Source organism: Nocardia iowensis (genome assembly GCF_019222765.1).
GTDB lineage: Bacteria > Actinomycetota > Actinomycetes > Mycobacteriales > Mycobacteriaceae > Nocardia > Nocardia iowensis.
Genome location: NZ_CP078145.1, coordinates 3,479,198 through 3,501,922, shown reverse-complemented (window position 1 = coordinate 3,501,922; position 22,725 = coordinate 3,479,198). Strand labels below are relative to the sequence as shown.

The following is a 22,725-nucleotide window of genomic DNA, read 5'->3' as shown; positions in this document are numbered from 1 at the left end:
CCAGGGCAAACCGGCGAAGTCCCCGCTGCCCCGGGCAACCGCCGACCACGCACTGGTCCGGTCGATCCTACGGGACAACGGTTCCGCCGCCCCGCGTCCCTGTTTTTCGATATCGTCAGTCAGATTTCTATGTCGGTCACACCGCAATCGTTGTTGTGCCACGTCAATAGCGGCGACTGTCGTGTGTCTGTTCAGCGGTAGTCGGCGGTGTGGTCGCGGGCCCATTCGGCGAATGACAGAGCGGGGCGGCCCAGCAGGGTCGGGACCGAGTCGGTGGCTATGTCGGTGGGTGGGTTGGGGACGTTGCCCTCGAACTGGATGAACATGTCGACCAGGAACGCGGGGAGCTGGGTGAGCAGTTCGGTGCGGTAGGTGTCGACCTCGACCTCCTCGAGGCGCACGGGTTCGCCCAGTGCGTCGGAGATGGCGGCAACCTGGTCGCGCAGAGTGAGGGGGCCGGGGCCGAGGACGGCGTGGGATGCCGAGGTGCCTGCCTCGCGGAGCAGGGAGTGGGCGGCCACGTCCGCGATGTCGCGCTCGTGCACAGGGGAGGTCGTCGCGTCCGGGAATGAGGTGCGGAATGCCCGGTCGGTGCGAATCGAGGTCCACCGCAGCGAGTTGGTAGCGAAGTAGCCCGGACGCACGAACGTATGTGGCAGCCCGGAGTCCACCAGGGCCTTTTCGACGGTCATGTGGCGGACCGCGATTGGGTTCTGCTCCGCGTTCGGCGCCAGCACTGTGCTCGACGACAGTAGCGTCACGTGCTCGACGCCCGCATCGACCGCCGCGGCGGTGAGCTGCGTGACGGTTTCGGGGTGGGCGTAGAGGAATATCTTCTGCACGCCGGAGAGTGCGGCGGGCAGGGTCGAGGGGTCGGTGAGGTCGGCGCGTACGACCTCGACGCCGTCGGGGAACTGGCCGGGTTTGGGTTCGCGGCTGGAGGCGCGGACGGGTTCGCCCGCCTTGATCAGCTGCTGCAGGACACCGCTGCCGACGAAGCCGCTGGCGCCGGTCACAAGGGTGGTCACGGGAGATTCTCCTTCAGAGGTAGACCGTCGAGCAGGAGTGCGCAGACGGCGTCGAGCTCGGATTCGGTGGTCGGGGAGATCAGAGCGACGTCCAGAAGGAGCGCAATGCCGTCGTAACCACCGCCGGGTCCTGCATCATCCACCAGTGGCCCAGGCCCTCCAGCTCGGCGGTGCGAGCCCCGAGCCGGGCGGCGACCTGCGCGGAGGCGACGGGGTCGTCGGAGTTGTCGGCGGTTGCCCGCAACACGAGGCCGGGCACGGGTGCGGGCCGGGACAGCTCCACAGCCCAGTCGGCATGGATGTTGGGCGTTGCCGAGCGGTAGAGATCCAGGACGCAACCACTCATCACGTCGTCCATGCTCGCCTCCAGCTCCGCTGCGTCAGCCCGGCTCGGGCACGCCGCCACCAGGACACTCTTCAACCAGCCAGGTTCACCGGGCGCAGCGGCCTCAGCAGGGTCACTGGCCACGAAGGCCGCCATCCACTCCTCGCCGCGGTCGGGCGTGCGCCACGCCTGCGCCATCTCGTGCCACACATAGTCGGGGTGGAGTACGGAGCCGCAGTCCACCGCCCAGCTGCGCACCGGCACATCGAACGCCGTGACCGTCCGCACGACAATCCCGGCACCCCAGTCGTGCCCGACCACATCGACCGGGCCCTCGATACCGCGCAGCGTCTCGGCCAGCCACGCCGCGTATTCGTCCTTCGTCGCAGCGAAACCCGAGGGCCGTACCGTCCCGAAGCCCGGCAGGTCCAGTGCTACCGTCGCCACCCCGTCGTCGGTGAGCTGCTCGCGCACACCATTCCAGATCACGCTTGTCTCCGGGACACCATGCAGAAAGACCGCCGTCACGCCAACTCCTCACCAAGAAGATCGTTCGAGTCATTTGTAGGAGGGCACACCATGCCGCCACGGCGTGGTCAAGATATGGACCATTCCGCTGTCGATGCGCCGAGCACCCGGACAGCACGGTCGATATCGCGGGAATGTACCGCCCCACCTGACGACCGAAGGTAGAGCGGCCAGGCCGCAGCAGCGAACGCAAAGTAACGCCGAGCGACTCGGCTGATCGAATACTGGTCGGATGCACGACTCGAGCAGCTGAGCCCGCTCGCGCCAACACGAGAGTTGAGTGTGCCGTCGCGGCAAGGTGTCTGCTGGCAGGTGCCGGTGCGGTTCACCGAGAGTCGTGGGCTGTGGCATGTCGCGCAGTCGCAGGCGGGAATGGTAGCGGCCTGCAGGCCGAGCGGGAATGGAGCGATGGTGACAGTTGACGACGGGCGTGGGCGAGAGGTGCTCGAAAGCGGTTTCCGCATACTTCGCGCGCTGCCGGATGCGGACGAGCGCCGCCAAATGTCGAGCCTCGCCGAACTCACCTCGCTCGAGCAGTTACTTGTCCTCGAGCTACACCGCGATCTCGACCAGCGACCGCGAGGCGATGTCCAGGTCGTCGACGAAGGCCTTCTCGATCGTCACCTCGGCGGCCTCGATGCCAGTGACCTCCTCGATGATCTCGGCGACACCGCAACGGTTTTTTTCTGAGTTGCGGCCATAGTCGATTGACCCTCGACGATGCCCGCACAGGTGGATGCGCTTCCTCAATAACCAGAGACACGGGGTTGTGAAGGCTGATCAGCAACGTCGCGCAGGGGTCAGTAGTAGAAGCAGACGAGGTCAAAATCCTCCTCGTCCGCTGCAGCACAGAACCGTGCCCACTCCCCCAAGTTACGGATAGCGCCCGCCACGCCTTTATCGACAGCCGAAAGATTAACGCCCGCTAGCTCATTCGTGAGTCGAATGAGAGCTGGCCGCAGCACGTGACCGATCACCGGGAAGTCATCGATGCGTGGCAGCGCCACCGGCGCGCCTGTATCGAGGAGAACGTTCGGATCGAATAACGCACCCAGGCTGCGGAGCCCAGCGCCGACAGTCTCAAGCCAGGAATCGCCGAACGGGTACCAGAACTCGTTGTTCAAACGCCCGCCGAACCGCTGACACAGGATCTCGAGGGCATACCCATACCCCGAACCGTGGCCGGTGTGTGATTGGCAGAAGAACAGCTCGCGCAGCGCATCACGTTGGGCGTCCACCTCCGAACCCCCGTCCTGGAGATGCACTTCACTCATCCACTCGAAGAAGCCAGTCGGATCAACAGTGAAAGCGTGCGGCTGCCGAAGTACCTTCGTATCCACCGCGTACGGCACGATCCCGTAACCCATCGGTACCCTTCCCCCACGTAGGGCGCGAACCTGGCTGACGCCTCCCCGAGATGCGAAGTTGATCTTCGCGCCGAATCAGTACTAAGGATTGTCTGCCGCCACCGGATAGTCAACAAGCTGTCTTCCTAAAATGCCTGCGGCAGGTAAACATTCGATGAGCATCGCGATTTGGCGGTACGCTCCCGCCTTCCGCAGGGCGTTTAGCAGCCGAGCCACCGCCTCGAAATCATCGAGGAGCACGTGTTCTGCGGGGTCGCGGGACAACAGCACAGCGACTTGTTCCTCTGCTCCGTCCGCCAGAAGGCCTTCCAGCACCTCGGCTAGAGCATTTGATCGCCACCTGTTCTGCGGGGTTCCGGGACAGCAGTGCAGTGACGTGACTATCGGCTCACCAGTGACAAAGGCGTCGGGTCGTGCGGGCGGGCTCGAACCACGAGCACATCCTTGGTGGCGGCCGGATCCGGAAGACACACCGTGCCAACCGAACCCGGCCGCCGGGCTCGCGTCCGTCCACAGCGCCCGCCGCCTCTAGCGAGGACTCTGCGGTCCGCGGGAAGCCATAGGAGTCACCGAGACGGACCGAACAAGATAAGAAGGGGAGCCATTTTCGTGGTCTGACGGAATGCGCGTGCTTGCCCTTCTCTATACGTTCCGCACGAAATCTCCACAGGCGCAACCCCGCCGCCCGCTACCGTGGCTTGGTGTCCAACCTGAAGTCCTGGCAGCGTGACGGTGGGTTCCGCGCGGCCTGGATCGTCTATGCCGTTGCGGCCGTTGCCGGTTTGCTCGCGCCGTTGTCGGTGATGTTCGCGGACGCTTGCTACTACCTCGAGTGCAGGGAAACGGTGGTGCCCCAATCCTTCTCGCTGGGGGTGATCGTCGTTGGCGTCGGTATCACGCTGGTCGTGGCCGCGGTGATGCTCCACCGCGAGGGACGTCGGGGGCGGCCTGGGTTCGAGTGGGCAGTGATCGCGCTGGTCGGTGTCTTCGTTTCCTCTTGTAGCGGCGGGGCACTCCTGACTGTCAATCCCTGGGACGGCCGACCGGCTCTCACCCGGGAGGCGAGGGACATCGAGGCCGCGCTCGCCCGGATGCCAGGAGTCCACGAGATCTCCACCGAGATCGGCGGTATGTTCTCGGCGGTAGTCGTGCTGTCCGAGGAAGCGTCGGCGGCGCAGACCAAAGCAGTGATCGTGGCTTTCCGCGACCGGATAAAAGCCGCACCGGACTTCGATCAGTGGGAGACAGAGATCGAAGTTCACCGTGCAGAGTCGACAAGCACCTTCAGAGCAGGGAAAGCCGGGTTCGTCGAGGCACCGGACCGTGCCGGTCTGTGGTTTGCACTGACTGATGCCTTTCCCGAGGACGAGGTGAAATGGACCTTCCACACGTGGGCCTACTACGACTACGGGTCGACCGATCAATTCAAAAGGATGGACGTCGGAGTCGGCGATATTTCATTGAAGCTGGTGCACGCGAACGACTTCAACGCCGTCACCGAAACTTACCGACGCCTGATGCGGGAGTTCCCTGACCTGTCGGAGGCTCGATGGAAGATCGGACCCGCAACCCCTGAGAGTGGGTCACTGAGCGCGGCCAACCGGTACCCGACTGAGCTCGAGTTCTCCGTCTGGCATCGACTCAACGAAGACCAAAGCCTGCCCCACAACGTGTTGATGGCTTCAGGAGCCGCCCCCATCGGCGTATCCAAGGCAACCTCAAGTTACCGAGCAGCTCCAGTCCCAGGATCTCAACGACGCGAAACTGCTGGCCGAGAAGCATCTTCCGATCGTCGCGGAGCTGGGTTCGCCCGATGTCGACTACCTGGTGACAACAGACCCTCGCGACTATCTCAGGCCCGAAGGAATAAGGTTCGCTTGCATCGACCGAAGCCTGGAGATGACCGTCAGCAATCGCGCATATCCCGCAAACCACCCACCTGGCCCTGCTGAGCGGGCATTCACAGTTCGGTATTGGCGCTGCTGATCCGCCGGTGCACCGGCACCGGACAGTTCCGGATGGCCGTGCCGATGATGACAGCCACGCACCGGTCTTCAGCACGGCAAACGGAAATCGGCACTACCGGATGTTTTTGAGCTGCAACGGCTTTGGCCCGCCGGTCACCCGGCATCGCTGCGTCGATCAGCGTGGGATTCGATTGGTAACCCATGGGCGGGGTCTCCTACGCTGGGTGTGTGGATGTCATTGAAATGCCGGTGCAGCTGTTCCTGTTCCGGCTTCCGTTCAGAGATGGTCACCTATGGATGGATCTGGACCAGCTGTCCCCGCAGCAGCGGCTGAGTGGGAGTCTGCCGTGACCACCGCGCTGATCATCGGAGATATCCAGCGGGGCATCACCGGCGGCTATCCGTTCACCCGAGAAGTCGTTGCGCCGCTGACCGAACTGCTCCCGCGTGCTCGCGCCGCTGGTGCCCTGGTGGTGTTCGTGCACTTCGCTTTCCGGCCCAACGGGGCCGACTTGCCGCCGGGCAACGCGCTGTTCAGATCGTTCTACGAAGCTGGTGACTCGTTCCACGAGAACTCGGCCGGAGCCGAGATCGATTTGCCGGTCGCCGAGCACGACGTCGTCGTCCTGAAGCGCCGCGCCAGCGCGTTCGCGGGCACAGACCTGGAGCTGGTGCTGCGTGCGCACGGCGTGGATACGCTTGCGGTCGCCGGAGTCGCGACAAGCGCGATGGTCGCCGCTACGTGCTACGACGCGGCGGACCGTGACTATCGGGTGACCGTCCTGCGCGATGGCTGTGCCGACGCCGACCCGGCAATGCACGACTTCTTCATGGATGCCGTCTTTCCCAGCCGCGGGTTCGAGGTCATGTCCTGCGCCAGTTGGGGTTTCAAGGCGGTGTGAAGCCAGGGTCGCGAGGGCAAGCGAGAAGACATGTGCCGGCCAAGTAACGCTGGCAACCAGCGACGCACTGGCTGCTCGAACACGAGCCTCGACTTGTGCAAGGCCGGGGATCGTCCTTATCGCGACACCTCGAGTCCCGGATTCAGGGCGATCTCCGCGAGCAGCGCTAACGGCAGAAGCTCAGCGGGGGCGTTGGCGAAGGAGATTTCGATCTGTGTCCCGGATGGGCGGGTGACGGTGACCGTACGGTCAGTTCGCGGCGTGGACGCCAGCGCCGCACTTCGCTCTTCGTGGGTCTCGACCACAGTCCCGTCCGGCAGCCGCCGCCTCGCGCTGCCGTAAGAGGAAGTATCGGGTTCCTGCGGCAGGGGTTGCTCGGTGCTGATCACGATGGCCAACCGCGATTGGTGGCCGGGCGTGGTTACTCGAACCGCCTGGCACACGCCGCCGCCCCTTTCTCCTTGCAGCAGCGTCCCCAATGGCCGGTCCAGGGTCACACCGTCGAGCGGGATCTGCGCCAGCACCGCATCCCATCGACGAGCCTGGGCCTGATCGATCACCGCGCCGGATTTCGAGAAGGGCAGGCAGACCTCGGGCGGGCTCGACGTTCCGGGCGGAACCGGCGCGCTGATGCGTAGTTCGGGATCGGTCACGAGCGCGACGAGTTCATCGATGGCCAAGGGGACGGCTCGGGGACGGCCGCTGCCGTCAGCGGCTTGATCGGTGGCGTTCGCGTGGGTGACGGATCCGTCGGGCAGATAAGCGGTGGCGTCGCGCGTAAGGGTGCGAACCCCCTCGATCTCATACCAGGTGTCATCGGTATCGACGATCGTGCCATCGGGAAGGTGGCGCCGTTCGTCGAGTTCGCCGGCGACGCACGGTGGAGTCGGCTTGGTGGCTTGGCGCACGGTCACCGCCAGCGCGCCCTCTCGGTCACCGCGAAGCAGCGTGGCGTTCGCCCTGGTCCAACCGCCGAATCCCTTGTTCTGCACGGGATCGCCGAGGATCGGCTGGAACACCAGCGAGCGCGTTACCGGGGCGAAGGCGATCTGCACATCACCGGGCAGCCCATCCTGCAGCGCCTGCGTCATCGCGCCCGCCTTGGGGCCGGAGAACCACGGATAGGACGGATTGTCGTATTCGTATGTGACGGAGTGAACCATCCCGAACGTTTGCCCTCCCCGCGGAGGTTCTACGACATCACAACCCGGGATCTGCACCGGAAACGCGACTGGCGGAGTGACATAGGAGTTTTTGGCCCGACCTGTGGGCTCCGAGGGCTCCGGCTCGTGCACCAGCCAGGCGATCAGGTACCCGGTTGCGACAATCGCGGCGCAAGTCAGACCCACCTTCCATCTGTTCACAGCCGGGGAGGGCTGGGGCGCGTCCTTGTCATCACCGTTTTCCATGTTCTGCATTGTGTCCGCCGGTACCGACATGCTGCACACTCGGCCGGATCCGGGACGGGCACCCGCAGAACGGGCATTTGCCAAAGTAGTTCAGTATCTCCTGTACCTCTGAGGCAGCGACAGTCAGCATCCGTCCAACCATCACGCACACCTCGCACCATCTGTCACCGCGCGTTTGCTGGCAGGATCGCTGCCGACCGACCTAACCCGCTCGGCGGCATGAGAGCGCATTCGGATCCTCGCGTCTCATGCGGGCGCCAGCCACGAACTGGCGCTCGAAACCGTTCTCGCGCTTGGCCGTTGCCGCGGGCACAATCATACGATGGCATGGGAACGGGTGGGTCCGACGGCGACCGGTGTGGCAGCGGTGACCGGTGTCTTCTTCACGTGGCTCAGCGGCCATCAGGGGCGCAGGCAGGTGGAATTCACGCGGACGCCTTCGGCGGTGACTACACCCTGACCGCCTGGCGGGAGCGCCTCGAACGACACAGCAGATCCTGGAGCGGGGCATTCATCATGACCGGCTCGTCGGCTTCGTCCACGCAGTCTGGGACGGCGGAAGACACGACCAAAGACAACCTTCGCTGGCACGGGACACCTGGTGTAGCCGTCGGCTGCGACGCGGTCACTCGCAACCAGCTCATTTGAAGAATCAAGACGGAGCCGACCGACGCTGGCGGTAGGCACGTTGCTGACAGGCCCTCGAGCAGTAGTCCCGTGGCCGCCCCCGGCCTCCCCCGTCCAACGGCTTCCCGCACATCACGCACTTCGCTCCCCCGTTTTCGTCACGAATTACCTCACACCCCTGACTTTCGACGAGCACCTGGACACCATCGAGCGTGCGCTGCAGCCCGAACTCGAACGGGTCGAGTGGCTCGTCCATCCCGCCGCTCTCCCACAGCCTTCCCAAGGCCGGATAGGCGTCCAATCGCTCGAACAGGGACTCGCGTTCACTCCACCAGCGCTCATGGGAGATCCCGGTGCGCCGCTGAAGTTCTGCGGTCTCCCCCGCCTGACGCGCGACCGACTCGACGAACCCACCCACGAGGTTCACGACCGCGATCACCTGAGCCGGCGCCAGACCGCCGCGTGAAGCGATATCGAGCGCGTGGTCGTACCCGGCCATGATGTTCGGGCCCGGCAGGCGGCGGCTTCCCGCGCTGTAGACCAGCCAAGTATGCCGTTGGTGGATCCCCCACGCCCGTCGTGCCCAGCGTTCGAGGCCGGCGCGCCAGTCCAGCCCGTCCGCAGGCTCCAGCGGCGCCTCCCCGTAGACGGCGTCCCGCATGAGTTCCACCAGTTCCGCCTTGCCGGGAACGTAGCGGTAGAGCGACATCGTCGTGGTGCCAAACCGTTCCGCGACTTTGCGCATGGACAGCGCGCCGAGCCCCTCGGCGTCCGCGACCTCGATCGCCGCCGCGACGATCCGGCCGAGGCTCAACCCTGGCCGGTCCGGTTCGCGCGCGCCCCACAGCAGCTCGATCGCACGTTCCGGATCCGGCTGCGCGTCGTCTTCAGTCACCCGCTACTCCCTTGACGCTTGTCACTCGACCGTGTTTAACTGATAAACCTCAGTATATCCCATAAACCATCTCGCAGGAGCGCCTCATCATGCCCGAAAACAGGTTGTACGTGTCCCCCGACGGCCAGGACGACTGGCCAGGCACCCTCGACCGGCCGTTCGCCACCCCGCACGCGGCCCAGAGAGCCGTTCGCGCGCTCACCGCCGAGATGACCGGCGACATCGTCGTCGCCTTCCGAGCTGGTGTCTACCACCTCGAAGAACCGCTCACTTTCGATGACACGCAGGCCGACTCCGGAACGAACGGCTTCCGGGTGGCCTACCAGGCCCACGGCTACGGAACGGCCGACCAGGAGAAGGTCGTGCTCAGCGGCGGCCGCGAGGTCACCGGCTGGTCTGAGGGTGCCGACGGCGTATGGACCGCCCCGATCGGCGAACTGGAACCACGACGGCTCTCCGTCGACGGCCACCCCGCTGCCCGGGCGGCCCGCACCACCGGGCTTCCGGGGTGCGTGACGAAAACAGCTACTGGTTACGTCACGGACAGCGTAGAGCCTCAGTCGTGGCCGAATCCCTCAGGACTGGAGTTCGTCTACCCAGGCGTCTATCCGTGGTCCGAAGCTCGCCTGGCGGTCGCCGCGATCTCCGGAGACGGCTCCTCGACCACCATCACCATGGCCCAACCCGCCTTCGACAACGCTAAGTCCCTCTACGACTCGAAGTGGTACGGCGCAGAGGGCGACGGGACCTGGGACGGCCTCGCCGCACCGTCTGTGCTCGAGAACAATGTGGCCTTCCTCGGCGAGCCGGGCACCTTCGCCGTCGACCGCTCCGAACCGGGCGGACACGTCCTGCACTACCGCCCGCGCCCCGGCGAGGAGATCGGCAAGACCACCGTGATCGTGCCCGTTCTCGAGACGCTCGTCAGCGCGAAGAACGTGCACGACATCGTGCTGCGCGGTCTCACCTTCGCCGAGACGAACTGGTCGGGCCCCAACCGCACCGGCGGTTACTTGCACTATCACGGCAACGGCCGCCACGAGCATGGCGAATTCCAGAAGATCGACATGGGTGCCGACGTGGGCTATGTCCACGTTCCGGCGACACCGACCCAGTTACCGGCCAACGTCATCTTCGACTCGGTCAGCCGGATAGTGCTGGAGGGCAACCACTTCACTCGCCTCGGCGCCGGCGGGCTGGCGATCGACGGCAGTACCGCCGTCGAGGTCCGGGGCAACGTTTTCGATGAGATCTCGGGCAGCGGGATCGCCGTCCAGGGCTCCACTCGCGTCACTATCGAGGACAACCTCGTCCACCACATCGGCACCGAGTACCGCGGTTCGCCCGCCATCCTGGTCTTCGTCTCCGAAGAGACCATCGTGGCGCACAACGAGATCCACGATGTACCGCACAACGGCATCGTGATCACCGGCGGCGAGCGGGCCAAGGGCACCCAGGTGATCGGGAACCTCGTCGAACGGAGCATGAGCGTGTTGATGGACGGCGGCGGGATCTACCTCTCCGCACCGCAGGGCTCGTCGTTCGCCGGCGGGACGGTGGTCCGGGGCAACGTGATCCGCGATGTCCTGACGTCGTACAACTTCGGGCTCTACGCCGACTACGGCGCCGCGTGGATCACCGTCATCGGGAACATCGTGTGCCGGGCCGACACGCCGATCGTGCTGCAGGTGGGCCCGCCGCTGGAGAATGTCGCCTTCATCGGCAACTTCTGGGACGTCCTGCCCGACGGCTACGACGACCCGCCCAAGACGGTGACCGTGGCCGGGAACACCGTGCTACCCAAGGAAACCTTCGACGAAGCGATCAAGGCCGACCCGGCGGCGGCCGACATCCTCGCGCGGGCGGGACGGCGCGTCTGAAACGATGATCGGGACTCCTGCCGGACGTACAGCTCGTACGCCCGGCAGGATCAGCCCCGACACGCCATGCCGACCCAATGGCCACCGACGGCAACGGCCGCACATCGGGTGGCAGCCGCGGCACTCGGCGCGTGGAATTGCTGCGGTCAGCGTGGCATGACGCGCGCGCCGGCCTTCGGCCAGAACGGTGCGGCTAGGACAATTGCTCAGGCGGGTGGCGCCGTGGCCCGGATCCCGGCGAGCACCACGGCGACGATGCGTTCCGCGTCCGCGCGGGTGAATGGGCGCATGCCGCGGTTGACGATGAGGCGCACCGGGCCGGAGATCATCTCGCCGAGGAAGGAGCTGTCGACCGGAGGGAGTTCGCCTCGGTCGACCGCGGTGTCCACTCGCCGTTGCAGGGCGGCCACGCGTAGGTCCAGGATCCGGGTCAGCGCCTGCCGAATCGTCGGACTCTGGTAGGCGGGCTGGATGGCCTGTTCGAGCGTCCGGCCGAATGGCGTTTCCAGGCCACCGGCGAGGGCAAGCAGGAAGTCCACCAGGTCCCGGTGGAGGTCGCCGGTGTCGGCGACCGAGGCGAGATCCTCGGCGTAGCGCAAGAGGGCTTCGACCACCAACTCCTCGCGGTCGGGCCAGTTGCGGTAGACGCTGGTCTTGTGCACGCCGGCGAGCTCGGCGACCTCCTCGTAGCGGAAGCCCGCGATGCCGTCGCGCGCCACGAGTTCGGCGGTCGCGGCGAGGATCCGCGCTCGCACCCGCGCGTTTCGGCCACCGGGGCGCCGTGCGGGCGGCTGGTCAGCGGTCCCGTCGGCCATCTTTGCGCTCATCTCCTGATCTCTGCTCGGGTGCCGATTGTCGCCAAGTGCGGCGTTGCGGGGCAAGGCGATGGTAAGTATGCTCGCTAAAAGCGACAAATTGTAGTTTTTAGCCATCGTCTTGCCGCCGCACAGCGAAAACGGGAGCGCACACGTGAACATCCTTGTCTCCGGAGCCGGTATCGCCGGGCTCGCCTGCGCGCTCGAGCTAGGCACCCGCGGCCACGACGTCACCGTTGTCGAGTCCGCCCGCCAGCTCCGGCTCACCGGCACACCCATCGACATCCGCGGTGATGCGATCGAGGCCTTGGACCGGATGGGACTGCTCGCGAAGATCCAGCGGCAACGGGTCCGGATGTCCGAGTTCACTCAGTTCGTCGACAGCGCGGGCGAGCCGGTGGGCCGGATCCCGATGGCGGAGATCAGCGACTCCGACGACGACATCGAGCTCCTCCGTGAGGATCTCGTACGCATCCTCGCCGATGCGCTCCCGGACCCAACGGCGATCCGCTTCGGCGACTCGATCGAGACACTGACCGACGGTGTCGACGGCGTCGACGTGCGTTTCGCCTCGGACCGCACCGGACGGTACGACCTGGTGCTCGGTGCCGACGGCCAGCATTCCGCGGTACGCGGACTGGTGTTCGGGCCCGAAGAGGACTACACCAAGCACCTGGGCGTCTACTTCGCCCTCGCCGATCTCCCCGGCGAGGCGCACTCCGCGGCCGCCAACTCGATATACAACGTCCCCGGCCGGATGGCGGGCATCTTCCGGTACAACGGCAAGGCCGTCGCCAATTTCCAATTCCGCTCGGAACCGATCGACTACGACCACCACGACCTGGACGCCCAGAAGCAGATCCTCATCGACGCCTTCGCGGGCTACCGGTCGTGGCGGATCCCGGAGCTGCTCGATGCGGCCCGCGCCGATCCCGGTTTCTTCTTCACCTCCGCGAGCCAGATCCACTTGCCCCGCTGGCATCGGGGCCGCGTCGTCCTGGTCGGGGACGCCGGGTACTGCCCGGCCTACCTGTCCGGCCGGGGCACCTCACTCGCGCTCATCGGCGCGCGCTTTCTCGCCGAAGAGCTCGAACGGTGCGGCAATGACCACACCGCCGCGTTCGCGCGGTACGAGACCCGGCAGCGCCCCTATGTCACCTTCGCCCAGAACCGTGTCGACGGCGGTCGCGACCGCGTCGTGCCGGCCACCTGGGCTGCCATTGCCGCCCGCAACGAGTCGCTGCCGACGCCCGGCCCCGGCGTGTGCTGAAACCCCAACGCGCTGAAGAGAATTCATAGTGAAACATCGGCTAGAAACCCCTGCCCTCGGCGTCCGAGAGCACCGCTGGAGTAAGCGGCTCGTCCGCTGGGCGGCGGTTCTCACCCTCGCCAACGTCCTGGCCGACGTGGTCATCGGCTCGCCCATGATGGTTCTGCCCCAGTTGCTGGCGCATTTCGACACCGACCAGGCCGCGTGGCTGAATGCCAGCGCGATGCTGGCCGGAGCCATCTGGTCGCCGCTGCTCGCGAAGAGTTCCGACCTCTTCGGCAAGCGCCGGATACTCATCGGCACGCTGCTCCTCGCTTGCGTGGGAGCGCTGATCTGCCTCGCTGCCCCCAATCTCTGGGTTTTCCTGCTGGGGCGGTTCCTACAAGGTGCCGCCTTCGCCGCGGTCTTCCTCACGGTTGCCCTCGTCCGCCAGATCTGCACCCCGGTGGTGGCGATGGCCGTGGTCGGGCTGGTGACGTCCGGCTCGTCGGTCGTCGGGATTATCGAGCCGTTCCTGATGCAGCCGGTCATCGACGTGTTCGGCTACCGGAGCGTATTCATCGCGGCGGCGCTGCTCGCCGCGGTGTCCGCGCTCTGCGTGCGTTCCTTCATCCCGGAGTCGCCGATCCGCGGCACCGGTCGGGTCGACGTGGGCGGGGCGCTGCTGCTCGGCGGCGGCCTCGGCGCGGTGCTCGCCTACATCAGCCTCGGCAAAGACCTCGGATGGCTGTCCGGAAGCATGATCGTGCTGCTGGCGGTCGGTGTCGCCGGGTTGGCCGGTTGGGCGTTTCTCGCGCTGCGGGTCGACGAACCCATCATCGACATCCGGGTACTGAGCCGCCCGATCCTGCTGACGCTACTGACCCTGGTGCTGGCGGCAGGCTCCTTCCGGAGCATGCTGCAACTGACGGGCATCATCGCTCAGGTGCCTCCCGACCTAGGGCTCGGTTACGGGCTCGGGCACGGAGAGTCGGTCGCCGCGCTGCTCGCCGCGCCCAATGTCGGCATCGTCATCGGCGGTACGTGCGCCGGATGGATCGCGGGGCGCCTCGGTCCCGCACTGCCCATGCTCGGCGGCATCGCCGTCGGGATGGTGGCGACCTTCGCGATGCTGGCGGGCGTATCGGCGCTCCCGCTGGCGATCGCCTGTGGCGCTTTGGTCGGTGTGGCCGCCGGCGCGATCAGCGCTTCCGGCTACAACTTGGCGACCAGTATCGAAGCGCCCGAGCGGCAGGGCACGGTCGCCGGTCTGGTGTCGGTGGTGCTCGCCCTCGGCTCGGTCGTCTTCAACTTCGCCGGGGGCGAGGTGCTCAAGGCGACCCGAATTGCTGGGACCTTCGCCGATGATGCCCCAGTGAGTACGGCGACCGGGGTGTCCCTCTACGTCGCGATGGCAGGAGTGCTCTTCGCTCTCGCCCTGGTGCCAGCGATCATGTTGGTGCGCAATCGGACTGCCGCGCAGCCACACCCTGTCAAATCCTCCGCAGGCCAGGATCGTGCCATCGCGACTGAAGGCCACCGCCTCCACGGCGAGACCCTGGCCTGATATCCAGATCGGCTGCCGGGTGCGCATGTTCCACAAAGCCAGCGAAGATGGACCACCGATCGCGAGAGCGCCACCGTCGGGGCTGAAGGCCACGGCCTCGGAGCTGTGGGAAGACCCGACGTGACTGTCTTCGTTCGTGACAGACAGCCAGCTGAACAGCGAGCGACACCGACTCAGTTGGCCGGAAATGCCCGGCGCGCTCGATCGATCAGGCGTCCCCCGAAAGTGGCCGACAACGGTGCGAGAAACCAGGCATACCACACGTACGGAGTGAGCCAGGCAACTGCGGCCGTGGCGGAGAAGACCGCGGCGACCGCGTACGAGGCATCGGCGCTGGTACGAAGTTGGGCGGCAGTGATGTGTTCGGCCAGTGTGGATCGTCGTGCGGCCAGCTCCCGCACCACACCCTCGCTCGCGAAGAGCAGCGCCGACGTCACGGCGAAGAGGCAGACGGCGAGCCTGTTGCCCGCAGCGTGCCCGAACACCGCCGTCGAGTAAGGCAGGATCGCGACGAAAAGCAGTAGCGGCGCATGCCATGCGAGGGTGCGCCGATCCAGCAGCGTCACCTCGAAGATCAACGTGTGATGGCGGCGCCACACCGCCCACAGCAGGAAGAACGCCAGGACGAACGCCACGAAAGAGGCCCGCTCGTGCCAGAGAAATGCGGCCAGAGTGCCGGCATCGACCAGATCCTCGTCCTGCGGCCGTTTGATCTCGACGACCAGCAGGGTTATCGCGATGGCGAGTACGGCGTCCGCGAACGCGCCGATTCGCTGCGGTGACCAGCGTGCATTCTGTCCGGTCGCGTCAAGGTGCATGGGAGCCTCCCGGGGTTACGGCGCCAGTGGGCTTCTCAGGCGGGTGCGAACGTGAGCCGTCCGGCACTGGACAGCCGTTGTGACCGGAGCGCGAGGGCGATCATGACGGCGGGGAAGAGCAGGTCGCAGACCAGAACTCCGCCGGTGTTGCCGGGAGCATGGTCGCCGTTGGCGAACCACTGGTAGACGTGGCCGATCGCCGCGCCCCACAGGAACATGCCGGCGCCGAGGCCGATGGTGATGCGCTCACGGGCGGTGGCCGAGGCTGCGCGGAAACCCATGACGGCGAGACCGAGGTTGGCGAAGGCGATCTCGAACTGGAACGGGGTCCGGTCGAAGCCGATCGCGGTGGCCATCACGTCCGGGACGGTCAGGAAGGCGATCGTCATCCACAGGCTGCCGCAGCCGAGTGCGGCGACGGCCCACCACCGCTGCCAGGTTTCGAGGGCGGCTGCACTGGAGGGGCTGTGTCGAGTTCGGATCAGTGCGCCGACAACTGCGATCAGTATCCAAACCAAAGGGAAAGCCGACTGGGCGAGGTAGGACATCTCGTTCATGGCTAGAGTGTTGCATGGTTAATATTAACCAGTCAAGATTTATATTTGTCGAGGTAAGAGCACTTCGGGGTATTGGATCGAGCTATCGTCGGGGCTCGAGGAGCTTGGCCAGCGCGGCGGTGTCGCGCAGGTAGCGTTCATACGGGAAGCCCGCTTCGAGCAACGCATCGCGCAGCTGGTTCTGAAGCGGCCTGTCGCTGCCGTGGAAGGCGTTGCGGCCGGCTTCGGTGGTGCTGACCAGTCGTCGCCGTCCGTGCTCGGGGTCGGGCTCGACCGCGACGAATCCGGCTGTTTCCAGCGGGCGCAAGGCCCGGCTGACCGCCGGGTCCGACACTGCCAGCGCCTGCGCCAGCTGATGCTGGGTTACCGGCTCGATTTCTTCCAACGTCCCCAGCAGGCGCATCTGGCTGTACGTCAGCGCCTCGGAGTCGTCCGCGCGCCGCCGCGCGGCCTCCCCGAGCAGGTACACCACGCGATGCAGTAAATCCCCGAGTCCATCGTCCACAAGCCGAACGTATCAGAGTCTTGCATGGTTAACATTCATCCTTACGCTGGCCAGAAGTTTCGCCGTGCCTCGGGAGCCTCGACCTGCATGCCACGCTGCCTCCCACTCCTCGGAGGAGACGATCGGCTGCAGCGTCATGGGTTTCCGTGCTACCCCACAGCGCGGCCGATGAGTTTGTGGCTCCCGGCCGGTCAAAGCTCGTGACACCCTAGGAAAGGACATCGCCATGTCGGAGCTTCTCGTCGACTTCATCACCTCCCTCGACGGCTACGCATCGGGAGAGGGATGGCCCGGGTTCTGGGGCCTCGAGGGCCCGGAGTACCTCGCATGGCTCGGCGAGCAGCCCGAGGCCACCTACCTGATGGGAGCGAACACCTACCGCCTGATGTCGGGCTTCGCCGCTGGCGAGGTCCCGAATGGCCAAGACGAGTTCAGGCCCGAAGAAGAGGCGTCCGTCGACGAGCTCACGCAAGCGTCCAAGGTGGTGTTCTCCTCCTCACTCGAGGAGCCACTGACGTGGGCCAACTCCACGCTCGTCCGCGACGACGCCGTCGAGACGGTCCGCGCCATGAAGTCCAGTGGCCCGGGACTCCTCAGCACGATCGGCAGCCTGAGCCTGTGTCGGTCCCTGCTACGAGCCGGACTCGTCGACCGATTCCGGGTCGTGATGTTCCCGGTGATCACCGGTGCCACGGGCGCAGAACGCATCTACGACGGTTATCCGGACGTTGCCCTCGAAATGATCGAGCACCGCACCTTCGACGACCGCATCCAGCTGGTCGAGTACAAGCCGCGCGTGCTCGAGCAGCCGCCGCTCGGCGCCCCTGCGTGACCTCGCGCCTCCGCCGGTCTGGACCGGCGGAGGGCCTTGCATCCGGCTCGGCTTTGCACAGTGGTATCGGCGGTGGCTGGACCGAGGCGAAGCTGAACTCATGAACCAAGCACCGACGCCCCGTAAGGCCGCTGCGCGGGCGTTCAACGGACGAGATCGATTACGGCTCAGAACATCCCATATTGCCGAGTTCCGCGCAGTACCGGCCGAAGTCGTGCAGCGTCGTACGGCACCACGAACATCGCGCTGGTGGCGAGAACCGCCTCACGTCACCGGCTGTTTGGCCTTTTTCGCGCCGCCCCACAGGGATCCAAGGTTGGCGCGGTCGGGGTAGAGCTTCAGCATGGCGGAGTTGAGCTCCTCGACGGTGTCGGTGGCGGCGTCGAGGCGATTGAAGTCGGCCAGGTATTGCTTGGTTTCGGGCATGAGCGCTCACTCTCGTGGGCCGGAGTCAGGTGCCCGGTGCCTGCGACCGACGATCCCACATCGATAGCCGCCACAGCGTTGGTTGCGGCACTACCGGGCCAGTCGTACCTGCCACATCACTAGCCGTAGAGGCGAATGAAGTCCTGGGTCGGGTCGACGGCGGGCACCGTGTAGCTCGACGAGCTCCCGTCGACGTGGGTCTCCTCGACGTACTGGGCGGGTTCGACGGGCAGGCGGCGCCACCGGGCGCGTGGATCATCATCCTGCTCTCGGTGACTGTTCGACGACATGATGTCCCCTCCACAATTCGTTTCACCACATGCTACCCAGAGTTACACGCCCAGAGAGGCACACGTTGCGGTGAGGCCAAGCCGGGCTAGATGTTCGAGGACGTTGCTGTCGGCCCGAGTCACGGCGGTAGCCACCCGCCAACTGTGCGCGCCTACGCCAAAGTTCGCGCGCTGGGTCGAAATCGCTCGGCCGAGGTCAACGACGACGGGCAGCGGAGGTTCGACGACCCTGTGCCGCAGCATTCGGCGGCACAACCGCGATTTTTCCTGGCTGATTCCAAGGGTTGAGTGGGCCTCACCGTCATGTCCGAATCCAGCCGGACATCGGATGGTCATCTCCGTTGAATAGCTTCCATGAGCGAAACCAAAACCCCGACAACCAAAACGGCCCTGGTAACCGGGGCGAGCCGGGGCATCGGCCGTGCCATCGCTGAACGATTGGCCCGAGACGGTGTACTGGTAGCAGTACATTTCGGTCAGAACGATGCTGCAGCCAAAGACGTAGTCGCCGGAATCGAGGCCGACGGTGGGCGAGCTTTCGCGGTTCGTGGCGACCTCGGCTCCACCGAGTTTGCCACCCTCCTGGATGACGTGGACGCCGGCTTCGCCGGCCTCGGCGCTCCCGCCGGCCTGGACATCCTGGTCAACAACGCGGGCATGACCATCATGAAAGGCGTCGACACCATGACGCCCGCGGAATTCGACACCCTATTCGCCACCAATGTCCGCGCCCCGTTCTTCCTGGTGCAAGGCGTCATCGACCGGCTCCGTGACGGCGGCCGCGTCGTGAATCTGTCCTCGGCCGTCACCCGATTAGCGATCCCCGACATCCTGGCCTACACCATGACCAAAGGCGCCATCGACAGTTTCACCCGCGTCCTCGCCCAGGCCCTCGGCCCGCGCGGCATTACCGTCAACGCTGTCGCCCCCGGCTATGTACTCACGGATATGAACGCCTGGCTCATCGACAACCCCGACGGTCAGCGCGAAGCCTCGTCCAACGTCGCCCTCGGTCGCGTCGGCCGCCCCGCCGACATTGCCGACATCGTCTCTTATCTCATCAGCGACGACGCCCGGTGGATCACCGGCCAAACCCTCGACGCCAGCGGTGGTACCGCCCTCTGAGCGAGTAAGACCTGCTGTGCCGCAGCCGATTACGATGCACGATGGTGCGTCGCAGATCGGGACCGGGTCGAGCTCGCTGATCTCGTGACCCGGCAAAGCCCTGGCGGGCCCGTCATTCGCGTGCCGCCGGTGGCACGGAGCTGCTTGGCCGAACCGCACCGTACTGCCGCTATCCGGCGGAGCAAGAGCACCCCACCGGGCACCTGAACCAGATCAGGGCCGGGATCTGATCCTGACACCAGTCTCTGATGGGTTCAGATCAGCGATGGCGTCACCAGCTGAGGGTGCGGGTGTCAATGACGCGCGCACCTTCGAGGGGGTCGGTGTAACCATGAGGCGACTTTAAAGCCTGGCGGGGGACGCCTCCGCCCGAACGCGGGTGTGAGGTGGCCCTAATCGGTAGAGGTCGGGTCCGGAGTTATCCGGCGTACGGCCTGGGCGACGGCGTGGAAGTCTTTGCTCAGGACGGAGCCGTGATTGCTGGCGACCTTCGCATGGATGCGGATGTTCGGGTTGCCGGCGGTCACCGCATCGAGGCTGGTGCGCAGCCGTTCTTGCTCATCGCCCTTGCTGCCGAAGGACTTCCCCGAAGCCACTACGTACCACGTCGGGACGGCGATGTTGTCCAGCACCGGGCCAAGCTCGCGCACGCGGGAGATCCGGCCGAGTTCGATATTGCTCTCGGCCATCTGTTCTGCGGTCAGCCGTGGGGTCAGGCCTGTCGGGCGCAGCAGCGGCATGAACCAGTTCAACCGTTTGAACAGCTTACGGATCCGCTGCTCCGCGGCCTCGTCGAGAAAGTCGTACGGATATGCGCCGTCGACCAGGACCGCACCCACCGCACGGTCCGGATTCCGGCTGGCCCAGTGCGCGGCGATCAACGCCCCGTAGGACCAGCCCACCACCAGCGGCCGATCCACGCCCCGGGCCGCGAGAACGGCATCGACGTCTCGCACGCAGGCCTCGAAGGAATAGTCGGCCGAGGTCTTCGACTTCTTGCCGCGGGCCCGTTCGTCGTAGGTAATGTGCCGGAAGCCGGAACCGAGGTCGGCGATGACCTTCCGCCAGTACCCCTGAGTGGCGAACTGGCCGTTGCAATAGATCACGGGAATCCCGGGACCGCCGGTGTCGGTGACTGCCAGGGCCGTGTCGTCGATCGGCACCATGCCGGTCCATGTCGACTCGGTGGAGGAAACGTGGGTCTTGCGTCGAGCGTGCACGTGATCGCCTTTCAGTTCAGTGTTTCGATGAGGTAATTCGCTCAGCTGAGATTCAGCGCGAGGGTGACGGTGCTGACCGTTGCCAGGGTCGAGGTCACGCCGACGTGCATTCCGATCGAGAGCCGAATGTCCTTGTACCGCCAGGCGCACCAGAACCCCGGGAATGTGAAGATCACCCGCGACACCAGCACCCACGGTGACCAGAAGTGGTACAGCGCGAACAGGACCGTGCTGATCACCGGTGTCCACCCGCGAAGGTGGGCGATGCGGGGTAGCAGGAAACCGCGGAAGTACAGCTCCTCGATGAGCGGCAGGGAGATTCCGGTCAGCGGCAGGCAGATCAGCATCGTGGTGAACACGACCGAGTCCGGGTAGCCGTCGAGGTAGGTGTTGTTACCGCTGCCGCCGGTGTTCGCGTACGGCAGCCAGGTGAAGAAGTCCTTGAAGAAGTCGTTGATCGGTGCTGTCACGGTCCCCAGTGCGAACATCCACACGATCAGCGGGATCACCATCGCCACCAGCTTCCCCCGCGGGACAGGCTTGTCGATGTAGTGCAGCACGCCACACAGCGAGTAGCGGCCATTGCGCCGACGGCCCAGCCACAGCATGCCTCCCAGGAGGGGTATCAGAATCAGGCACAGCGCGATCGCCCAGCCCAGGAAGGCCGGATAGTCGATGGCTTCGGCGAACGGTTCGCCGATGAACAGGTAGGCGGCGACGATCAGGAGGCCGGGGACGAGATGCAACCCGATGGACAGCGGTAGGGAATGGCGGTCGGCGAGCAGCCGGTGGACTATTCCGTTCGGACGGGTGTCGGCAACAGCGCGCATGACAAGTGCCCCTCAGGCGGCGATCGCGTGGCGGATGATGATGTCGCCGTAGGAGTTTCGCGCGTAGACGTGCACGGTTCCGGCGTTGTCGCGTGGCAGGTCGACCGGTTGCATCTGGTTCTGCACGGTCCCGTACGCGGTGTTGGTTTCCACCAGTGCCGCGGCGCCCGGACGGATACCTACTTCCAGCTCCCCCACGGAGGTCTCGAGCCGGAGTTCGCCGCGCGCTGCGTCGCCGATGCGTATGTTGCCGTTGGTGTTTTTCGCGGTCACCGAACCGAGCGGGCGTTCGACGGTGATGTCGCCGGAAATGAGCCGCAAGTCGCACTCGCCGAGTTCACCGGCGCCCAGGATGGTGCCCAAGCCCGCGGTGGCGTTCAGCCGCGAGCCGGTCGGCACCTCGATGGTCAGCTCGATCGATGCCGGTTGACCGCCGAACGGGGTGTGACTCCGCCAGCCTTTCGGTGTTTTCACGGTCAAGGTACCGGCGGCGTAATCGACCCGAACCTGCTCGGCGCCGCGTACGTCGTTCTTCTTGGAAGCGTCGGTTGGTCGGACCTCGACGACGGTGTCGGTACGGTCCGAGGCGATCACCATGACACCACCACACGCCACGTCGACGGTCACGGTGATCGATTGCGGGGTTGCGAATGTGGGCATGGCTGTGCTCCTTCGGTGAGAACTGGGTTCGGTGGATCGGGGCGACGGACCCGGCCGGTGCGCCGCCGAAAGTCGTTGGCGGCCCAGTTGCCCTACCTCGGCGGCGACCTACGCGGTCAGTCCGAGTTCGGCCCAGGGATATCGATGCCTGCTGCGCGGAGCTTGGTCGCGAAGAGTTCGGACAGCCGGGCCGAGGCCGGGGTCTGCGCTGCCCCGTACTGGCGGATCAGCGTGTATCGGGTCGCGGCCTCGGTACGGGCGCGCATGCCGGTCACGATTTTCAGCAGGCCGGGGTTGGCGAGGTAGTGCTCGGCCGCGGCGGTGGCGAGTTCGTCGATGCGGGGGTCGTCGGGTGCCCAGGCCGTGGCTTCGGCGGCGCGCTTGGTCAAGGCGACGAATCGGGTGTCGTCGAGGGCGTTCTCGACGTCGGTGAGGTAGTCGTCGAAGCCTTCGGGTACCAGCGCCCTGGCCAATACCCAGCCCTCCCGCGCGTCTGCCACCTCCTCGGCGGTGAAGCCCAGGCCGGGCATCCGCTCCAGCAGCGCCACCGCGCGGTCGGGCAGCAGTGCTCGATCGCCGTCGGCGAGCCGGTGCAGCGTGTCACGCCGGGTGATCAACTCCTCGATCCGTGCGGTGAGCTGCCGCTCGACGTCGGTGAGTGCGGTGGCGAACAACGCGGCGTCAGCGTCGAGCAGGGGCCCGATCTCGGCCAGCGGCACCCCCGCGGCGGCCAGCGTCCTGACCTGCACCAATCGCAACAACTCCGCCGTCCCGTACCTGCGGTAACCGGAGATGTCGCGATCGGGCTCGGCGACCAGGCCGAGCTTGTGGTAGTGCCGCACCGTCTTCACCGTGACGCCGACGAACGCCGCCGCCTGCCCGATCGTGACACCACTGTTCATC

Annotated in this window: 25 protein-coding genes and 1 pseudogene; 9 read left to right on the top strand and 17 right to left on the bottom strand. The window is 65.8% G+C overall.

Annotated elements, in window-relative coordinates; genetic code table 11:
- Positions 1-191: 191 nt before the first annotated feature.
- From KV110_RS16185 to KV110_RS16170, 4 genes and pseudogenes are all read right to left on the bottom strand, one after another.
- On the bottom strand, positions 192-1,028 hold the full coding sequence (locus KV110_RS16185; RefSeq protein WP_218477001.1) for an NAD(P)H-binding protein: 837 nt from the start codon (positions 1,026-1,028) through the stop codon (positions 192-194).
- A gap of 79 nt (positions 1,029-1,107) precedes the next feature.
- Positions 1,108-1,881: an alpha/beta fold hydrolase gene (locus KV110_RS16180; protein WP_218477000.1), complete on the bottom strand. Its 774-nt coding sequence runs from the start codon at positions 1,879-1,881 to the stop codon at positions 1,108-1,110.
- 555 nt (positions 1,882-2,436) lie between these two features.
- A pseudogene (locus KV110_RS16175) lies at positions 2,437-2,589 on the bottom strand (meromycolate extension acyl carrier protein AcpM); the annotation flags it as partial.
- A 92-nt stretch (positions 2,590-2,681) separates the two neighbouring features.
- A complete protein-coding gene (locus KV110_RS16170; protein ID WP_218476999.1) occupies positions 2,682-3,248 on the bottom strand; it encodes a DUF7691 family protein in 567 nt (188 codons plus the stop codon).
- 701 nt (positions 3,249-3,949) lie between these two features.
- Between KV110_RS16170 and KV110_RS16165 the strand changes: the two genes are divergently transcribed.
- Entirely contained in the window at positions 3,950-5,200 is a 1,251-nt protein-coding gene (locus KV110_RS16165; RefSeq protein ID WP_218476998.1) for a hypothetical protein, read from the top strand.
- A gap of 8 nt (positions 5,201-5,208) precedes the next feature.
- On the opposite strand, the gene KV110_RS16160 is transcribed toward KV110_RS16165, so the two are convergent.
- Entirely contained in the window at positions 5,209-5,418 is a 210-nt protein-coding gene (locus KV110_RS16160; RefSeq protein ID WP_218476997.1) for a hypothetical protein, read from the bottom strand.
- A 25-nt stretch (positions 5,419-5,443) separates the two neighbouring features.
- Here KV110_RS16160 and KV110_RS41790 point away from each other — a divergent pair, with 25 nt between their 5' ends.
- Positions 5,444-5,566 (top strand): hypothetical protein, encoded by a 123-nt coding sequence (locus tag KV110_RS41790; protein WP_281427767.1) that lies wholly within the window; start codon positions 5,444-5,446, stop codon positions 5,564-5,566.
- Positions 5,563-6,117: a cysteine hydrolase family protein gene (locus KV110_RS16155; protein ID WP_218476996.1), complete on the top strand. Its 555-nt coding sequence runs from the start codon at positions 5,563-5,565 to the stop codon at positions 6,115-6,117. Before KV110_RS41790 ends, KV110_RS16155 begins: the two co-directional genes overlap by 4 nt.
- A 116-nt stretch (positions 6,118-6,233) precedes the next feature.
- Here the strand turns inward: KV110_RS16155 and KV110_RS16150 are convergent, their stop codons facing one another.
- Entirely contained in the window at positions 6,234-7,280 is a 1,047-nt protein-coding gene (locus tag KV110_RS16150; protein WP_246634576.1) for a hypothetical protein, read from the bottom strand.
- A 568-nt stretch (positions 7,281-7,848) separates the two neighbouring features.
- Here KV110_RS16150 and KV110_RS16145 point away from each other — a divergent pair.
- Positions 7,849-7,986, top strand: coding sequence for a hypothetical protein (locus tag KV110_RS16145; protein WP_218476994.1), 138 nt, complete (start codon positions 7,849-7,851; stop codon positions 7,984-7,986).
- 192 nt (positions 7,987-8,178) lie between these two features.
- On the opposite strand, the gene KV110_RS16140 is transcribed toward KV110_RS16145, so the two are convergent.
- The gene (locus tag KV110_RS16140; RefSeq protein ID WP_218476993.1) at positions 8,179-9,048 is read right to left on the bottom strand and encodes a TetR/AcrR family transcriptional regulator; all 870 of its coding nucleotides are present in this window, start codon (positions 9,046-9,048) and stop codon (positions 8,179-8,181) included.
- A gap of 89 nt (positions 9,049-9,137) precedes the next feature.
- Here KV110_RS16140 and KV110_RS16135 point away from each other — a divergent pair, with 89 nt between their 5' ends.
- The gene (locus KV110_RS16135; RefSeq protein ID WP_218476992.1) at positions 9,138-10,928 is read left to right on the top strand and encodes a right-handed parallel beta-helix repeat-containing protein; all 1,791 of its coding nucleotides are present in this window, start codon (positions 9,138-9,140) and stop codon (positions 10,926-10,928) included.
- A 206-nt stretch (positions 10,929-11,134) separates the two neighbouring features.
- Here KV110_RS16135 and KV110_RS16130 read toward each other — a convergent pair whose 3' ends face one another.
- The gene (locus KV110_RS16130; protein ID WP_246634575.1) at positions 11,135-11,755 is read right to left on the bottom strand and encodes a TetR/AcrR family transcriptional regulator; all 621 of its coding nucleotides are present in this window, start codon (positions 11,753-11,755) and stop codon (positions 11,135-11,137) included.
- 142 nt (positions 11,756-11,897) lie between these two features.
- On the opposite strand from KV110_RS16130, the gene KV110_RS16125 reads away from it, so the two are divergent.
- Positions 11,898-13,013, top strand: a complete 1,116-nt coding sequence (locus KV110_RS16125) for an FAD-dependent monooxygenase (RefSeq protein ID WP_218476990.1) — start codon at positions 11,898-11,900, stop codon at positions 13,011-13,013.
- Positions 13,014-13,041: 28 nt separating this feature from the next.
- Entirely contained in the window at positions 13,042-14,559 is a 1,518-nt protein-coding gene (locus KV110_RS16120; protein ID WP_246634574.1) for an MFS transporter, read from the top strand.
- A gap of 173 nt (positions 14,560-14,732) precedes the next feature.
- Here the strand turns inward: KV110_RS16120 and KV110_RS16115 are convergent, their stop codons facing one another.
- From KV110_RS16115 to KV110_RS16105, 3 genes are all read right to left on the bottom strand, one after another.
- Complete coding sequence (locus KV110_RS16115) at positions 14,733-15,377, bottom strand: TMEM175 family protein (protein WP_218476989.1); 645 nt, start codon at positions 15,375-15,377, stop codon at positions 14,733-14,735.
- 35 nt (positions 15,378-15,412) lie between these two features.
- Complete coding sequence (locus KV110_RS16110) at positions 15,413-15,934, bottom strand: DUF6790 family protein (protein WP_218476987.1); 522 nt, start codon at positions 15,932-15,934, stop codon at positions 15,413-15,415.
- An 82-nt stretch (positions 15,935-16,016) separates the two neighbouring features.
- The gene (locus tag KV110_RS16105; protein ID WP_218476985.1) at positions 16,017-16,439 is read right to left on the bottom strand and encodes a MarR family winged helix-turn-helix transcriptional regulator; all 423 of its coding nucleotides are present in this window, start codon (positions 16,437-16,439) and stop codon (positions 16,017-16,019) included.
- Positions 16,440-16,665: 226 nt separating this feature from the next.
- On the opposite strand from KV110_RS16105, the gene KV110_RS16100 reads away from it, so the two are divergent.
- Positions 16,666-17,271 carry a dihydrofolate reductase family protein gene (locus KV110_RS16100; RefSeq protein WP_218476984.1) on the top strand — a complete coding sequence of 202 codons (606 nt, stop codon included), beginning with the start codon at positions 16,666-16,668 and terminating at the stop codon, positions 17,269-17,271.
- Positions 17,272-17,535: 264 nt separating this feature from the next.
- Here the strand turns inward: KV110_RS16100 and KV110_RS16095 are convergent, their stop codons facing one another.
- Together KV110_RS16095 and KV110_RS16090 are read right to left on the bottom strand one after the other, a co-directional pair.
- The gene (locus KV110_RS16095) at positions 17,536-17,697 is read right to left on the bottom strand and encodes a hypothetical protein (protein WP_218476982.1); all 162 of its coding nucleotides are present in this window, start codon (positions 17,695-17,697) and stop codon (positions 17,536-17,538) included.
- 119 nt (positions 17,698-17,816) lie between these two features.
- Positions 17,817-17,987 carry a hypothetical protein gene (locus KV110_RS16090; RefSeq protein WP_218476981.1) on the bottom strand — a complete coding sequence of 57 codons (171 nt, stop codon included), beginning with the start codon at positions 17,985-17,987 and terminating at the stop codon, positions 17,817-17,819.
- Between the two features lie 354 nt (positions 17,988-18,341).
- Between KV110_RS16090 and KV110_RS16085 the strand changes: the two genes are divergently transcribed.
- Positions 18,342-19,112, top strand: coding sequence for an SDR family oxidoreductase (locus KV110_RS16085; protein WP_218476979.1), 771 nt, complete (start codon positions 18,342-18,344; stop codon positions 19,110-19,112).
- Positions 19,113-19,504: 392 nt separating this feature from the next.
- Here the strand turns inward: KV110_RS16085 and KV110_RS16080 are convergent, their stop codons facing one another.
- From KV110_RS16080 to KV110_RS16065, 4 genes are all read right to left on the bottom strand, one after another.
- Positions 19,505-20,332: an alpha/beta fold hydrolase gene (locus KV110_RS16080; RefSeq protein WP_343224184.1), complete on the bottom strand. Its 828-nt coding sequence runs from the start codon at positions 20,330-20,332 to the stop codon at positions 19,505-19,507.
- Positions 20,333-20,373: 41 nt separating this feature from the next.
- Complete coding sequence (locus KV110_RS16075) at positions 20,374-21,162, bottom strand: CPBP family intramembrane glutamic endopeptidase (protein ID WP_218476978.1); 789 nt, start codon at positions 21,160-21,162, stop codon at positions 20,374-20,376.
- A gap of 12 nt (positions 21,163-21,174) precedes the next feature.
- Entirely contained in the window at positions 21,175-21,822 is a 648-nt protein-coding gene (locus KV110_RS16070; RefSeq protein ID WP_218476977.1) for a DUF4097 domain-containing protein, read from the bottom strand.
- A 116-nt stretch (positions 21,823-21,938) separates the two neighbouring features.
- Positions 21,939-22,724, bottom strand: coding sequence for a MerR family transcriptional regulator (locus KV110_RS16065; RefSeq protein ID WP_218476976.1), 786 nt, complete (start codon positions 22,722-22,724; stop codon positions 21,939-21,941).
- Between the last annotated feature and the right edge of the window lies 1 nt (position 22,725).